This is a genomic window from Novosphingobium naphthalenivorans NBRC 102051 (assembly GCF_001590985.1).
In the GTDB taxonomy this organism is placed as follows: Bacteria; Pseudomonadota; Alphaproteobacteria; order Sphingomonadales; family Sphingomonadaceae; genus Novosphingobium; species Novosphingobium naphthalenivorans.
In genome coordinates this window covers 1-13,178 of record NZ_BCTX01000025.1, presented here as the reverse complement: position 1 = coordinate 13,178, position 13,178 = coordinate 1, and the positions used below count along the sequence as shown (strand labels likewise).

The 13,178-nt window shown below is 63.4% G+C and carries 17 protein-coding genes and 2 pseudogenes; 16 read left to right on the top strand and 3 right to left on the bottom strand.

Going from position 1 to position 13,178, the window contains the following annotated elements:
- The first annotated feature begins 3 nt into the window (after positions 1 to 3).
- The 10 genes and pseudogenes from NN5_RS10025 (at position 4) to NN5_RS09980 (ending at position 5,310) form a co-directional block, all read left to right on the top strand.
- A complete protein-coding gene (locus NN5_RS10025; RefSeq protein WP_020818513.1) occupies positions 4 to 1,299 on the top strand; it encodes a DUF8535 domain-containing protein in 1,296 nt (431 codons plus the stop codon).
- A gap of 100 nt (positions 1,300 to 1,399) precedes the next feature.
- Complete coding sequence (locus NN5_RS10020) at positions 1,400 to 1,924, top strand: hypothetical protein (protein WP_037485683.1); 525 nt, start codon at positions 1,400 to 1,402, stop codon at positions 1,922 to 1,924.
- Between the two features lie 284 nt (positions 1,925 to 2,208).
- Positions 2,209 to 2,283, top strand: a pseudogene (locus NN5_RS27410) (hypothetical protein); the annotation flags it as partial.
- A gap of 280 nt (positions 2,284 to 2,563) precedes the next feature.
- Entirely contained in the window at positions 2,564 to 2,827 is a 264-nt protein-coding gene (locus NN5_RS10010; protein WP_021224639.1) for a type II toxin-antitoxin system RelB/DinJ family antitoxin, read from the top strand.
- Positions 2,814 to 3,095 (top strand): type II toxin-antitoxin system YafQ family toxin, encoded by a 282-nt coding sequence (locus NN5_RS10005; protein ID WP_020818517.1) that lies wholly within the window; start codon positions 2,814 to 2,816, stop codon positions 3,093 to 3,095. The genes NN5_RS10010 and NN5_RS10005 overlap by 14 nt, the downstream gene beginning before the upstream one ends.
- 31 nt (positions 3,096 to 3,126) lie before the next feature.
- Positions 3,127 to 3,309, top strand: coding sequence for a hypothetical protein (locus NN5_RS26855; RefSeq protein WP_020818518.1), 183 nt, complete (start codon positions 3,127 to 3,129; stop codon positions 3,307 to 3,309).
- Entirely contained in the window at positions 3,306 to 3,674 is a 369-nt protein-coding gene (locus NN5_RS09995) for a DUF7673 family protein (protein WP_020818519.1), read from the top strand. Before NN5_RS26855 ends, NN5_RS09995 begins: the two co-directional genes overlap by 4 nt.
- A gap of 37 nt (positions 3,675 to 3,711) precedes the next feature.
- Positions 3,712 to 4,083 carry an antitoxin PaaA2 family protein gene (locus tag NN5_RS09990; protein WP_020818520.1) on the top strand — a complete coding sequence of 124 codons (372 nt, stop codon included), beginning with the start codon at positions 3,712 to 3,714 and terminating at the stop codon, positions 4,081 to 4,083.
- Positions 4,080 to 4,340, top strand: coding sequence for a hypothetical protein (locus tag NN5_RS09985; RefSeq protein ID WP_020818521.1), 261 nt, complete (start codon positions 4,080 to 4,082; stop codon positions 4,338 to 4,340). Before NN5_RS09990 ends, NN5_RS09985 begins: the two co-directional genes overlap by 4 nt.
- Positions 4,337 to 5,310, top strand: a pseudogene (locus NN5_RS09980) (tyrosine-type recombinase/integrase). Before NN5_RS09985 ends, NN5_RS09980 begins: the two are co-directional and overlap by 4 nt.
- A 10-nt stretch (positions 5,311 to 5,320) precedes the next feature.
- Here NN5_RS09980 and NN5_RS26595 read toward each other — a convergent pair.
- From NN5_RS26595 to NN5_RS09965, 3 genes are all read right to left on the bottom strand, one after another.
- Positions 5,321 to 5,611 (bottom strand): hypothetical protein, encoded by a 291-nt coding sequence (locus NN5_RS26595; protein ID WP_020818523.1) that lies wholly within the window; start codon positions 5,609 to 5,611, stop codon positions 5,321 to 5,323.
- A 399-nt stretch (positions 5,612 to 6,010) separates the two neighbouring features.
- Entirely contained in the window at positions 6,011 to 6,223 is a 213-nt protein-coding gene (locus tag NN5_RS09970) for a hypothetical protein (RefSeq protein ID WP_020818524.1), read from the bottom strand.
- A gap of 167 nt (positions 6,224 to 6,390) precedes the next feature.
- Complete coding sequence (locus tag NN5_RS09965) at positions 6,391 to 8,637, bottom strand: TonB-dependent receptor (RefSeq protein ID WP_223308158.1); 2,247 nt, start codon at positions 8,635 to 8,637, stop codon at positions 6,391 to 6,393.
- A gap of 616 nt (positions 8,638 to 9,253) precedes the next feature.
- On the opposite strand from NN5_RS09965, the gene NN5_RS09960 reads away from it, so the two are divergent.
- From NN5_RS09960 to NN5_RS09935, 6 genes are all read left to right on the top strand, one after another.
- Positions 9,254 to 9,775: a helix-turn-helix transcriptional regulator gene (locus tag NN5_RS09960; protein ID WP_235589628.1), complete on the top strand. Its 522-nt coding sequence runs from the start codon at positions 9,254 to 9,256 to the stop codon at positions 9,773 to 9,775.
- A gap of 83 nt (positions 9,776 to 9,858) precedes the next feature.
- The gene (locus NN5_RS09955) at positions 9,859 to 10,167 is read left to right on the top strand and encodes a hypothetical protein (protein ID WP_020818527.1); all 309 of its coding nucleotides are present in this window, start codon (positions 9,859 to 9,861) and stop codon (positions 10,165 to 10,167) included.
- 41 nt (positions 10,168 to 10,208) lie between these two features.
- A complete protein-coding gene (locus NN5_RS26295; RefSeq protein ID WP_020818528.1) occupies positions 10,209 to 10,682 on the top strand; it encodes a hypothetical protein in 474 nt (157 codons plus the stop codon).
- A gap of 122 nt (positions 10,683 to 10,804) precedes the next feature.
- The gene (locus NN5_RS26290; RefSeq protein ID WP_158500939.1) at positions 10,805 to 11,644 is read left to right on the top strand and encodes a JAB domain-containing protein; all 840 of its coding nucleotides are present in this window, start codon (positions 10,805 to 10,807) and stop codon (positions 11,642 to 11,644) included.
- A 500-nt stretch (positions 11,645 to 12,144) separates the two neighbouring features.
- On the top strand, positions 12,145 to 12,597 hold the full coding sequence (locus NN5_RS09940) for a Ros/MucR family transcriptional regulator (RefSeq protein WP_020818598.1): 453 nt from the start codon (positions 12,145 to 12,147) through the stop codon (positions 12,595 to 12,597).
- Entirely contained in the window at positions 12,594 to 13,022 is a 429-nt protein-coding gene (locus NN5_RS09935; protein ID WP_020818599.1) for a hypothetical protein, read from the top strand. The genes NN5_RS09940 and NN5_RS09935 overlap by 4 nt, the downstream gene beginning before the upstream one ends.
- Positions 13,023 to 13,178 lie beyond the last annotated feature (156 nt).

The following is a 13,178-nucleotide window of genomic DNA, read 5'->3' as shown; positions in this document are numbered from 1 at the left end:
CCGATGTGGCTGATCCCGCGCAATACGGACGGGACCCGCGCAGGGAGAATTGCGCTTCCCGCGCCCGTCCGAGAGGCTCTCGTCCGCTGGTATGTCGGACAGGGTTCGCGCGCCGACGAGGAAGCGGGGATCATGCTTGTCCAGCAGGCGCGCATCGGCGAGAGGTGGATCGCCTGCGACTGTTTGTCGGCCGACGCTCCGCCCCCGATCCTGACGCCGGCGTTCCTGTCGGAAGCAGAAACCTACTATCTGCGCCGTCTCACCAGCGTTAACCGTCCCGAACACAGGGCGGACTGCCCGTTCTTCCGCGATCAGGCCACCAACCGGCTGAGCGAAGTGCGAACGCAGGAGAGCCCGGCCGATCCGCCGACCGGCTATTTCGAGGTGCTGCGCCCGGCGCCCGAGAAGCTGGCGCAGCGTCCCGAAGAGGAAAGCAGCGACGACAGAACGCGCCAGGCCTCGGTGCCAAGGCTCGCCCGATTGCTCTGGCGTCTTATCAACCTCTCCGGTCTCAATCGTACGCTCTGCCTCTCCGACGAGAACCCGGAACATTCGATCAGCGACGAGTTCAAGACGCTGGCCATCGCGGCGCAGCGCGTCGAAATCGCACCGGGCATCGAGCTCGGCCGTGCCCTCTGGACGCATGCACAGGCGCTCCACAGCAAGCGCATCTATGCCCGCTTGCGCGAGCTCTCCCGAGTCTGGCCGCCCGGGCATGCGCCCCAGGGCTTCCTCGCGCTCTTCACGCAGAAGTTCGAAGGTTCGACGATCCATGTCGCCGGGAGCGATCCTGTCGTGCTGGCGAACCGCGTCCAGTCCCCCTCGATCCGCGGGAACACGATCAAGGGCCCCTATCTGACGATCGTCGTGGCGGGCCAATATCCCGAAGCGCATGGCTATGCGCCGCTTCGCGGCTATGCCCAGCCGATCTACTCGGGAAAGCGCTTCATCCCTGTCGATTCCGAGTTCGAGCGCGCGGTGCTGCGTGACCTGCTGCGGCTGCGCTGGTCCTTCGATCGCGCAGGGCTCGACCTTCTCCTCGAAAAGCCCGTGTTCGACACGCTCACGCCAATCGGATCATGCCGCCCGGATTTTCTGTTGGAAGCGCGCTCGCGCAGCACCGGCGAAACGCGGGAGATCATCGTCGAGGCAATGGGATCCACCGATGAAACCTATCTCGCCGCGAAAGCCGTGACCCACCCCCGCATGCAGCAGATCGCCCCGGTTCTGTGCGTCTCTCCGGACGACGTGGAAGAGGCGCGGATCGCGCCGCTCGTGCGGAAGGCGTTCGGCTTGTGACCGGCCCCTCTCGTTCCGTTTCGAGAGAGCGGCCTCGGACCGATGGCGCCTGCCGCTTTCTCATCGCCCGTTCATGGCATTCTGTCTGGAGGATAACGCTGTGCAGGACCGGTCCGCCGATTATGCGGCGCTCGCCGCTCACCTCAATCCCGACGATCCTGGCGACGGCGCCCGCCAGATCGATGCCACCATCATCGCCTATCAGCGTGCCCGATGCCGGCCCGGCAACCACGGACAGCTCGTGCGGCACCTCGGCATGCTGCTCATGCTGATCGCTGAAACGATCGCCGTGTTTCATGGGATGCTATGGCTCGAGCCGACCGCGCTCGCGCCCTATTTGGGCTTCATCCTAGAGGTTCCGCTTTGGACCGCGGCTCCTGTTGCGGCCATAGCCATCTGGCTCGCCTTTTTCCTGTCCTACCGCATCGAAGAGAAATCTGGTCAGGAGCTGCCGGAGCCGCCCGCCGCGATCCGCGACTGGCTCGAGGCGCACGACCATCGCCACGGAATTGCCTGGTGGCACGAGACGAGATGGCCTTGGCCCAAGCTGCGCGCCCACCGGCGCGAAATATTCGGCTATGTGATCTGGCGCAGAACGCCTCTGCCCTTGCGAGCTGCACCTTGAGGGTTGGCGGGCGTCGGCAGCTTAGGGAAGGGGCGCGGAGAGTGGCGCAAAGCTATCACCCTCGGTGGGCACGAATTCCGCAAACGTGCTCGCCTTCTGGGAATGTGGTCCGAAAAGCATCCGAAATCCCCGGCCCTAACATCCTGACGAAGCCTGACAGCGGACATAGCCAGACTGACGCGGACACATCGAACTCGCCGTCGCGGTCGACGCTAGAATTGGTCGGCGCAGCCCAGATAAGGTAGCTTAGCGCAAGGTATGCCTGGTGCTACGGAGGTCGCGCTATGGTGGCGCCAACATCAATCATACTCGATGACGCCCTTAAGGGGCGCGTCCAGCACCTGGCCGAAGTGCGTCGACGCAGCTCGCATTGGATCATGCGCGAAGCCATCGCACAGTATGTCGAACGTGAGGAAAAGCGCGAGGCATTCCGCCAGGACGCCATACGGGTGTGGGACGAATATCAGCAGACGGGCCTGCATCTGACGCTTGAGGAAGCCGATGCCTGGTTGGCGAAGCTCGAAGCCGGCGAGGACGCCTCTCAATGTCAGGGTGCGATGCAGCAACCGGATTCACCTCTAGCAATTTCACCCAAAGTGTATTACACTGAAATACAGATTTCAGATGCAGGAGTTTATCATGGCGGCAAGCCGTATGGTGCAGGCTCGCGTTCCTGGCGACATTCAGGATGCGGCCAGTCAGGTTATTCGGGCTTCGGGCCTGACGGTCAGCGACGTGGTGCGCGTGTTGATGACCCGGATCGCGCAGGACAAGGAGATTCCGGCGGCGCTGTTCCAGCCCAACGCGGAAACGCTGGCCGCCTTCGCCGAGGTCGAGCGCGGCGGCCTCGAGCGGTTTGCGTCCGTGGATGCGCTGTTCGCCGATCTTCATGCGGACGATTGAGCGCACCACGGCGTTTCGCCGGGACTTCAAGCGCGAGGCGAAAGGGCCGCGCCGCAATGTGCTGGATACCGATTTGCGGCGGATTATCGAGGCGCTGGCTACGGATGCGCCGCTGGAAGCGCGGCACCGGGATCATGCCTTGACCGGCAACTGGAAGGACTATCGGGACTGCCATGTAAAGCCCGACCTGGTGTTGATCTACCGGCTCATTGACGATGACCGGCTGATCCTCGCCCGTCTCGGCTCCCATTCGCAGCTCGATCTGTAGGCAGATGGCTTGCCGCCGATATGGAGGCCCTATGACCGATGAACTACCCGACAATCCGCCGATGGACGAAGCGTTCATGGCTGGCATGAGGCCATCCCGGCGTGGGCGCAGCGCCGAGCTGCTGACTATCGCCGACCGCGCCGCGGCGCATGTGAAGCGTCCCTATGTTGACCATGCCGAATTGCTCTACGACGAAAACGGGTTACCGAAATGATCCCCGGCACTTCGGCCACGACACCCCCGCAGCGCCGCCCAGTCATTCTGCACGTCAGCTTCGATGAGGCCGGCGCGGCGATCGGCCGCTTGCTCGCCATCGCCATGCCGCCGACGCGCGCGGCCGAGACCGGCGCATCATGGAAGGTCGCGGATTTTCTCCTGGCCTGGTGGAACGGCGACGAGTGCGGGCATTTCCCGATCATCCACTTGTGCAACGTCGATGCCGTTATTGCCGAGGATATGCTTACGATCATGGCCTATCTGGCGCAGGAGTCGACGACCTACGCCGATGCCTGGGGCTACCGCGACGCGATGGGCGACCTTTGGGTGCGCTATCGTGGCGACCCGGCCGAGGCCGTTTAAACGTGCCGGAGATCCACCGCCATCAATGGGAGGCGATATGACCGACGACGAGCTTCTGGACGACAACGCGGCCGAGCGCGCCCAAGCGGCGGCGCTGCGCGACCAGGCCCGCGCCGGGGGCTTGCGCTTCGAGGCGTATCTTACCAAAGATCAGGCCGACTGGCTGTTGGAGCAGATCGAACGGGGCAGGTTTGCCGATCCTTCCGAGGCGGTGTTCCTGACCGTCCAGAACTTCATCGAAATGGAGCCGCACGGCGATCTACGCGACGAGTTGCTGCGGCGTCGTATTCAGGCCGCGATAGATGATCCGCGGCCGGGGATTCCGCACGAAGAAGTCTGCGCCAAAATAGAGCAATGGATCGCCAAGCCGCGTCCCGAACCGGCGCGGTGGCAGAGGGCGGCGCAATGACCGCGCCCTCCCCTGCCCGGTTCAGCGCCGAGGACCGCGCCGTGCTGCTGGCCGTGAAAGGCGTCGGCCCCACGGTTCTTGAGCGCCTGGAAACGCTTGGCATCGCCAGCATGGAAGCCCTGGCGTGCCAGGGCGCGGACGAGGTGTGCCGGCGCATCGCGGCGATGCTGGGCGCAAGCTGCTGGTCGAACAGTCCGATGGCGCGCGGCGCGATCGAGCGGGCGATCGACGCGGCCCGCCAGGAGCGCGCGCGATGAATCAGCTCGCCCCCCTGGCCTCGCCTGCATCGTCGCTGCGCTGGCGCTGCCGGCGTTGATCGCGGCGGCCGACGAGCGCGCGCAGCTTCGATTCCTTGAGTTCTTCGCCGTTGCGATCCGCAATCCCCACACGCGCCGCGCCTATATGCGCGCGGCGGGCGAGTTCCTGGCCTGGTGTGAGGCGCGCGGTGTCGCCTCGCTCGCCCAGGTGCAGCCGCTCCACTTCGCGGACTGGATCGAGGCGCTAGGCGGCGAGCTGGCCCCGCCCAGCGTCAAGCAGCAGCTCGCCGGCGTGCGCCGCCTGTTCGACTGGCTGGTGACAGGCCAGGCCGTGCCGGTGAACCCCGCCGCGTCGGTGCGCGGGCCGGCGCACAGCGCGCGGCGCGGCAAGACGCCCGTTCTCGCCCCCGACGAGGCGCGCCAGATACTCGACACCATAGACGTTGCCACCCATGCCGGCTTGCGCGACCGCGCGCTTATCGGCCTCATGGTCTATAGCTTCGCGCGGATCGGCGCGGCCGTCGCCATGACCGTTGACGATGCTTTCGTCCAGAACCGCCGCCTATGGGTCCGCCTGCACGAAAAGGGCGGCAAGCGGCACGAAATGCCGTGCCACCACAACCTTGAGGAATATCTGCTCGCCTATATCGACGGCTGCGGCTTGCGCGAGCGCGCCAGGGGGCCGCTGTTCCGCACGATCGCGCGCGGCACTAAGCGCCTAAGCGATGCCCCCCTCGCCCAAGCCAATGCTTTCTTGATGGTGCGCCGCCGCGCGACCGCGGCGGGCATCGGCACCGCGATCGGCAACCACTCGTTCCGCGCGACCGGCATCACGACCTATTTGAAGAACGGCGGCACCTTGGAGACGGCCGCGACTATGGCGAACCACAGCTCCACCCGCACGACGCAGCTCTACCACCGGCGATCCGATGACGTGACGCTGGACGAAGTGGAGCGGGTGTTGATTTGAGCCGGCAGGATCAGGCGTGGCGGCTGATATTCGCGCCGTGGTCGCCTTGCATCATCTGCATGGCGCTCTGTAGCATCGCCAGGGTCATGGCGTCGTTTCGGGATTGGGCGCCTGCAATGCCGTCCCGCGCGAGCTGCACGAAGTTGACCCGTTCCCAATCATCGAGCGCGATCGGTGCGCCCTGCCCTGTCCCAACGGGTATCTTCACCGTCATTCCGAGAAACGCCGAGCTGTCATCCAGCGACATTTCGCCTCTTTTGATCTTGCCGTTCATCCAGTCGAACAGCTCCTGGCGCGTCATGCTGGTGAAATCAGGCGGCGCGGCGCTGCCTGGCCCGGTTTGAGCGGTGCTTGCCGGCGCGGTGGAGAGAGCCGCCGAGAATGAGGACGAGCTGGTGCGATCGGCCGATGATGGACGCTGACTCGCGGCCAGATAGTTGTTCGCTGTTTCAATTCGCACGAGAACGCCCTTTCCGCCAAGCCAATCGCGGACGATTGCAGGACATGGTTAATTTCAGGTGAAACGGCGTGGGATTTGAGCCGGCGAGAGACCGGACCTTAAGTATCGCCCCGCGCGGTCGCATTGTTCACGGGTAGACTATTTTCGCCGGGGGCCTTGAAGTGACGACGATCGGTGCAGCTACCAGCGCGATGCCCTATATAAAATCGCGCCGCCCAGATTGAATTATCGGTCAAGGCATCAAATGGACGCTTCACCGCTGAGGAAGTTACCGCAAGGCTTGAGGCGCGCGACGTCAGACAGCTTCGCCACGCGCAGAGCTATGAAAACCTCCTTGATGGCAAGGGGACGTATTTCGGCCACTCCGTTGGCAATAAGACCGTTTGGAAGCCGGAACTGGCGGCGCAGCAGATCAACGCTGCCCGCGCCGCTCGCGTAAAGCCTTATCTGCACATGTCCGGCCCCGTCAGCATCGAGGCGCTGAACGTCGATTCCGCCGTCAGAGCGCAGGGGATGATGAGGCAGCGCGCGGGGATCCAGATGTTCGGCCTAGAGCAAACGGTACGTCTGCCGTGTACCACGACCGGTTGTCGATCTATGGCATTACTCATGCCGCAAAATCACCACCGCGCCTCGAGCGCGATCCCCAGCACGCGCGGGTTTCCAAGGACCGCACGCGGTAGCCCGTCGAGGCGATAGTGATAATATCGATCGTCGAAAAGGTTGCTGGCAAAAGCGGACATCGTCCAGTGCCCTGTCTCATAGGCGACCCGCGCGTTCACCAGCGTGCGTCCGCTGGCCCGCGATGCGCTTTGTGGTAGGCGAACCTCGGTAAAAACCGCTGAACGATGGCTGGCGTTCAAGTTAATGGCCACTCGATCGACGGGACGAATGTTGACGCCGCCGGCGAGCGTCCAGCGCGGAGCATGAGCGAATTCAAGGCCGTCATAGTCCGTCACGCTGCCGACCGTCGTGGCAAATTCATCGAACCTCGTGCGCGAGTAGCCCACCGAGGCGTACCAGTCGAAAGCGCCGCTGGGGCTGTGCGTCGCCTCGATCTCGAACCCATAGAGATGGGACGAGCCGGCATTGACGATATGCGTGTCGTATATGCTCATGCCGAAGTTCGCTGAAACCTGCTGATCCTTCCAGTCGACATAGAAGGCGTTGGCATTCAATGTCAGCCGCCCATCGAGCCACGCGGAACGCAGCGACAGCTCGTAGTTCCAGGTGAATTCAGGATCGTAGGAAAAGGTCGCCGAACGCGCGATATTGCCGCTCGAGCCGCCTGACCGATAGCCTCGTTGGACCGTGAAACCAGTCTTGAGGTTCGGCGTCCAGGCCATTTGGATCCCCGCCTTCGGCAAGAACGCATCGAAGGTCCGATCGGTAGCGGCGGCCGAACCGCTCGCTTGGGCTACGATGCCGGCAACGCCCTGGTTGATTGCAACCACCGCGCGGTACAGCGGCGACCCGGTGGAGCCGAAAGCCCTCGGATCAGGATAGGCCCCCGCGAACCGCGCGGTCTGATCGATGCCCAAGCTGTTCGTTTCGTGGTCGTAGCGAAACCCCACGGTGAACATGAGCCTCTCGGTCAGCCTGAATTGAACATCGCCGAACAGGGCATAAGATCGCACGTGACCAGAGGCATCCGCTGAGAAATCGACCGGAATCGCTGCCAGCGCCCGGCTGTAGAGTCCGGCAACCAACTGCGCAGTCGGCGCGTCGATGCCACTGCTTCGCAGCAATGCGCTTATCGTGTCGACCGGCGTCGGAACGCTGTCATCGCTCGCCGTCGCGCTTCGGTTCCTTCGATCGTAGAAGAATGCCCCCATCAATCCGCTGAGGCGATCCCCCTCATAGTTCAGCCGGAGTTCCTGGGAGAACGTCCGATAGCGATTCTGCTGGTCGTAGGCGCCCCCATCGGCGGCCGTCATGTCGTTGTCGGAGCGATTGAACTCGCTAATCTCATTGAAGGCCGTGATCGCCGTCAGGGAGAGACCTGCGCCCAAATCGAAGCGCAGATCCGCGGTCGCGATATCGGTGCTCGCCTCACTGTCGTTAGGACTGTCGGAGAAGTTCCACCGACGGTCGAAAAAGTCGGGCACAGACGTATCGGTGAAGCTGAACGAATAGCCGCTGTAGCGGTCATAGCGCGTGTAGCCGAACCGCGCCTCGAAGCCCGGAACGGCCGTCGGCGTCCACAAGAGCTTTGCTCGGACCTGGGTCGTATCAAGAGGATTCTCGTGCGCGCGCCGTGTCGGATTCCAGGTAAATCCGTCGGCGTCTCGCTTTTCCACGCTGACGCGGAATGCGAGCTCTCCGGATACGATCGGACCGCCCAGCGCGGCGGCGAACTGCGTCTCATCGGCGTCCGTTATCATGGCGCGAGCGCGCAGCTCCCATTCCATTGTCGGTTCGGCTGTCCGCATGATGACCGCCCCGGCCAGGGCGTTCAGCCCTAGCAAGGTCGACTGTGGGCCTCGCATAATCTCGACCTGGCGGACGTCCCACATATCCGCCGGCGACGCATGAACCATGGCGGCCGGCACGGCAGCTCCATCGACAAATATCGTGGCGAGAGCTGCCCCCTCGCCGCCCATGATCCCGCGGTCGGCGATGCCTCGGATAGTGAACCCGCCGGCGCTGAACGTCTCCGTCACATTCGCCGTGCGCGCGTACACCTCCTGGAGTGATAACAGATTCTCCTCCTCGATGCGCCGAGCGGTGGTCACGGCCACGCTGCTGGGCGTGTCCTGCAGGGATCTCCGTGCTTTCTCCCCTGTCACGATGATTTCGGAGTAGGTGCCGACATGGCGCTCCTGCGCACGCGCAAAGCCACTCCAAGACAGAGCGGCCAGACCCACCACTCCCCACAACAAACAACGCACCACGATGGCCCCCCAAAGCAAATCCTTCGCCAGTAGATAAAGGCGTCGCCCGCTTGCAACAGGATTGATGAAAGGTTCGGCGATTGCCCGCGCGACCTGTGTTTCAGCCCGTGCAATCCGTGACTTTTTGCGGTGACGGCGAGACCAGACCCGCTTTGGGGAGCGTAGCTGGAGAGGCTACAGCAAATCTTGTTCGCAACTTGACTATCGTCAATGATGCGAACCGGGACGGTCGCATTGCCCGAGAATTCGAAGGGGGGAATCTTGAATAGTCGACCCATAGCCTTTGCGGCGGGAAGAAATAGCCGATGAATGGCCGACAAAAGGTCTTTCCGCCTGTGCATCGGGGGAGCCGCTTGTCAGGCCTCACCGCCGATGGCGCGTTCTCGGTCTCTTGCGCACCCGCACGAGCCATCATGGCTTTGCTCACATGCCAAGGGGTGGCGATCAGGAGCAAAATCGGATTACGTCGCCGCCATGTCTTGTCGAACGCATCCTTCCGGACGGGCCTGCCCGAAGCCGTCAGCGGGACCGCGCAGCCTCGCGCCACCCCTATGATCGCTCCTCGGCGAGAACGAAGACGGTGATGTCGATGACGATGCACGAAGATGACGACCTGGCACGCTGGCTGCGCCTGACCGAAAAGCAGCGCGCCTGTCTCGACCTGCTCATCGAGCGTAAGACCTCGAAAGAGATCGCTCGGATCCTCGGAATTTCCAAGCCGACCGTGGACCAGCGCATCACCGCTGCCCGGATCATCCTCGGCGCGGCCAATCGCGACGAGGCAGCTCTCATCTACGCGCGTCTCAAACAGCTATATGACCGGATCACATATGACTCGGTGCAGGTTCCCTCGCCGCCGACGCTGGTGCCATCCGACTTTCCGGACGGCGATCCCGAACCGGTCCTGAAGCTGAGCGACAGTGCGGCGCCCACCTTCGGCGCCGGCCAGGGATCGAGGGACTTCTTCCTGCCGTTCCGGGACGGATGGAGACACGATCACAGCATTCAGGCGCGCGTCATGATCATGGTGGGAATTCTCGTCGCCTTGGTCATCGTCGTTTTCCTGGGGCTCGGCATCGCGGAAGCGCTGACGCGGCTCGTCTCCAACTGAACCTGTTCAACTTGACCCACGGTTCGCCGGCGCGCGGGTGCGCGCCCGGCAAAGGAGAACTTATGCCTCAATCCATACCTCTGATGGCCGCCCGCCTGCAGCGCGACGTGCCGACTGCTGAATCCAAGGTCGACGACGCCATCATCGCCCTGTCGTCGCTGATGACGAGCATGGTGACCGCGCGGCGCGAAAGCGGTGCGCCCGCGAAGACCGGCCAGGCGACCATCCTGCGCCTCGCCAAGGCGCAGATGTCGCTTGTCGATGTGAGCAGCGACGTCCTGCGGATCCATGGCGACCTGCTCGAAATCGGCAAGGAAATGGGCAGTTACGATCTGCGCGATTGCCCCTCCGGCTCGGCGGAAACGACCCCGCATCTCGCGGCCGTAGCCTGACGGCGATTGACCGGGAGCGACTGGCATGAAAAGCGGGAACGATGCGCATAGCAATCTTCATCGCCCTTCTGTTGGTGGCTCTCGGCTACGCCGCCTGGCGGGGCGGTGCTCCGGAGCGGGTCATGGTGGGGATTGCCATCCTGATGGTCCTGCTCGATCGCCTGCTGGTCTCGACAGGTCAGGTGGAATATCATTCGGTCGACCTGGGTTACCTGGTGATCGACCTGATTGGTTCGGCGGCGACCATCGCCTTGGCGCTTCTGGCGCATCGCTTCTGGCCCATGATCGTTGCCGTCCTCCATGTCCTGCCGCTGCTGGCGCACATCAGCCGGGCGCTCGACGTCTCGATGAACCCGATTGCCTATCTCACGATGCAGGTCGCTTCGTCCTGGCTGCTCCCGCCCCTTCTCATCCTCGCAACCTGGCGGCACCAGCAGCGCTTGCGGCGCAGCGGCAGCGATCCGTCCTGGCACGTTTTCTGGCGTCCATCGAGCCGAATGACGGTGAGCGGCTAGCCGCCGCGCTGCTGCAGGAATTCCGCAGCATCGGACGGATCCTGGCCCAAACGCCAGAAGCGCTCGAGCGGGTTCTGGGTCACCACCCTTCGATCGCGGATATCCTGCTCGGCGCCCGGGACATGTTCCTTGAGGGTCTGCAGGCCGACCTGACAACGCAGCCGGTCGACCCTGCCTGCCCCAAGCTCGGCCAATATCTCATGGCCTCGATGGGATCGCTGCCGGACGAGGTGCTGCGCATCCTTTTCCTGGACGCTTCCTACCGCCTGATCGCGGACGAGCAATTGCACCATGGGTCCGTCCGGCAGCTCGAGCTTTATCCCAGAACGATCTTTCGGCGCGCGATCGAGCACGGCGCCACCGGACTCATTCTCGTCCACAATCACCCGAGCGGCGACGCGACCCCGAGCGAAAACGACATCGTCGCGACGCGCAGGCTTTCCGACCTTGGTCGATCGCTCGATATCGAGATCGTCGATCATATTGTCGTCACGGCGACCCACGCCCAGCGCGTCGCAGCGAGCGGGCGCATAGGATCTGATCGTGCGCCCGCCTGCGCCCATGTTCTGCGCGACAATCCCGGGTCGGGAGGCGGCGGACAACAGCAAAGTGCGTCAACCGCGCTCGCAAATGCGCGCCGAGCCTATAAGCGCCGCCAGTTCCGCCGAGAGCTGATCGGGTCGCCAAAGCTCTTCGGCGAACCGGCCTGGGACATGCTGATCGACCTCTTCATTCACGAAAGCGAGGGCAAGAAGGTGGCAACGAGCGCCCTTTGCCTCGCTTCGACCGCGCCTCCCAGCACTGCGCTGCGGCTGGTCAACAAGCTTTGCGAGGCAAAGCTGCTCGTGAAGATAGACGATCCCGACGATGGCAGGCGCCAGTTTGTCGAACTGACGCCCGACACGGCCGCGCGTCTCGAAAACTATTTTGGCGCGGATGAGGGAGGGATGCAGGAGGGTTGAGGCGCCGTCTGGAAATGGATTGGACGGGCGCAGCGTTGGGGGGAGGAGAATCCCGGAGAGGTTCACGATCGCATTGCCGCCGGCTCGCGACGTTAAATTGCTGTTAACCATCCTGTCCTATTTCGAGGCAAGGGGGCCAGCGGCAGGTCGCGGTGTGGGGGTAACGCGACCTGCCAATCAGGCAATGACATCAGGGACTGATCATTCGAAGCGCCGGGCGCACTTCGGGCCTACCGCACCGGGCTGAATCATCTCGCGCGGCGCACCGATCGCCAAACCAGGTCCGGGCGAGCGGTCGGCAGGCAAATGGCGAATGGCGCTACGAACCAGCATTAGCCGGCGGACAGGATAAAGCGCCGCTTCAAAGCGACCTGGCCTCGGTTGCAATCGATTATTGGACTGTTCGCCGTATCATTTTCACCGATGGACGCGCTTAATTCGAGCAGATAACAGGTCCCGCCGCGATCATTACGGATGCGGCGGTAAGCAGGAGCAGGGCTGTGAGCGAGGAAGCGGGGCGCAACGAGAATCTCATTACTTTGACGGCTGACATCGTTGCGGCGCATGTGACGAACAACAAGGTCGAAGTCGGCGATATTCCTCGGCTGATCGGATCGGTTTACGACGCTCTCGCCAGCGTCGGCCAGCCCGGCAAGCCTGAGCAACAGGCCCCAGTCCCCGCGGTTTCGATCCGCGCTTCGATAAAGCCGGATTACATCGTCTGTCTGGAGGACGGCAAGAAGCTCAAAATGCTGAAACGCCACCTGATGACCCACTATCAGATGACCCCTGACCAGTACCGGGCGAAGTGGGGGCTGCCTGCCGACTATCCCATGGTCGCGCCAAATTATGCCGAGCAGCGCCGCGAGCTCGCGAAGAAGATCGGCCTCGGCCGGCAACCGACCGTCCGCCGCGGCCGCGGCAAGCGCAAGAAGCTCTCCATCGCTACATGAGTATCGTGGCCGCAGGGCTGATATTCCTCTGCACGCCCACCCTTGTCGCCGATGGCGATGGCCCGGTCTGGTGTGCCGAGGGTCCACGCATCCGCATCGCGGGCATCGCCGCGCGCGAACTGGATGGTACTTGCCGTCGCGGCCATCCCTGTCCCCGCGCTGGACCGATCGCGGCGCGCAATGCATTGGTGGAGCTGCTTGGCGGCTCGCGCGGTGAGGTTCGGATCGCCAACGCAGGCATCAGCCATATCCGCGTCCGCGCAGCGCCAATGCGCTGTCTCTCGACCGGTCCGGCGGGCGGCGCCAGAACCGGTGCCTTCTGCACTCTTGCCGATGGCCGCAACCTCAGCTGCGCGATGCTTGCGACCGGCACCGTCGCGCGCTGGGAGCGCTACTGGCGTTCCGACCAGCGTTGCCGGCCCTGACAACGCCAGATCTCCTGAGCAATATTTACATCGTGGCCGGATATGTACCTACCGGTGGAGTAATAAATTCTGGAATAAAGTGTCGGTTTGTTTCCAACAGCCCCGGGGGGTCGAAAGGATCAAGAGTCTTGTTCTCGCGAGTATGAATTCCTTTAC

Coding starts and splice junctions, on each gene's coding strand:
- NN5_RS10005 (WP_020818517.1), top strand. CDS start 2,814: ATGCGGACGATTGAGCGCACCACGGCGTTTCGCCGGGACTTCAAGCGC.
- NN5_RS26290 (WP_158500939.1), top strand. CDS start 10,805: ATGTTCCTTGAGGGTCTGCAGGCCGACCTGACAACGCAGCCGGTCGAC.
- NN5_RS09935 (WP_020818599.1), top strand. CDS start 12,594: ATGAGTATCGTGGCCGCAGGGCTGATATTCCTCTGCACGCCCACCCTT.
- NN5_RS09990 (WP_020818520.1), top strand. CDS start 3,712: ATGACCGACGACGAGCTTCTGGACGACAACGCGGCCGAGCGCGCCCAA.
- NN5_RS09985 (WP_020818521.1), top strand. CDS start 4,080: ATGACCGCGCCCTCCCCTGCCCGGTTCAGCGCCGAGGACCGCGCCGTG.
- NN5_RS26295 (WP_020818528.1), top strand. CDS start 10,209: ATGCGCATAGCAATCTTCATCGCCCTTCTGTTGGTGGCTCTCGGCTAC.
- NN5_RS26595 (WP_020818523.1), bottom strand. CDS start 5,611: ATGACGCGCCAGGAGCTGTTCGACTGGATGAACGGCAAGATCAAAAGA.
- NN5_RS10025 (WP_020818513.1), top strand. CDS start 4: ATGTGGCTGATCCCGCGCAATACGGACGGGACCCGCGCAGGGAGAATT.
- NN5_RS09960 (WP_235589628.1), top strand. CDS start 9,254: ATGACGATGCACGAAGATGACGACCTGGCACGCTGGCTGCGCCTGACC.
- NN5_RS26855 (WP_020818518.1), top strand. CDS start 3,127: ATGACCGATGAACTACCCGACAATCCGCCGATGGACGAAGCGTTCATG.
- NN5_RS09955 (WP_020818527.1), top strand. CDS start 9,859: ATGGCCGCCCGCCTGCAGCGCGACGTGCCGACTGCTGAATCCAAGGTC.
- NN5_RS10010 (WP_021224639.1), top strand. CDS start 2,564: ATGGCGGCAAGCCGTATGGTGCAGGCTCGCGTTCCTGGCGACATTCAG.
- NN5_RS09995 (WP_020818519.1), top strand. CDS start 3,306: ATGATCCCCGGCACTTCGGCCACGACACCCCCGCAGCGCCGCCCAGTC.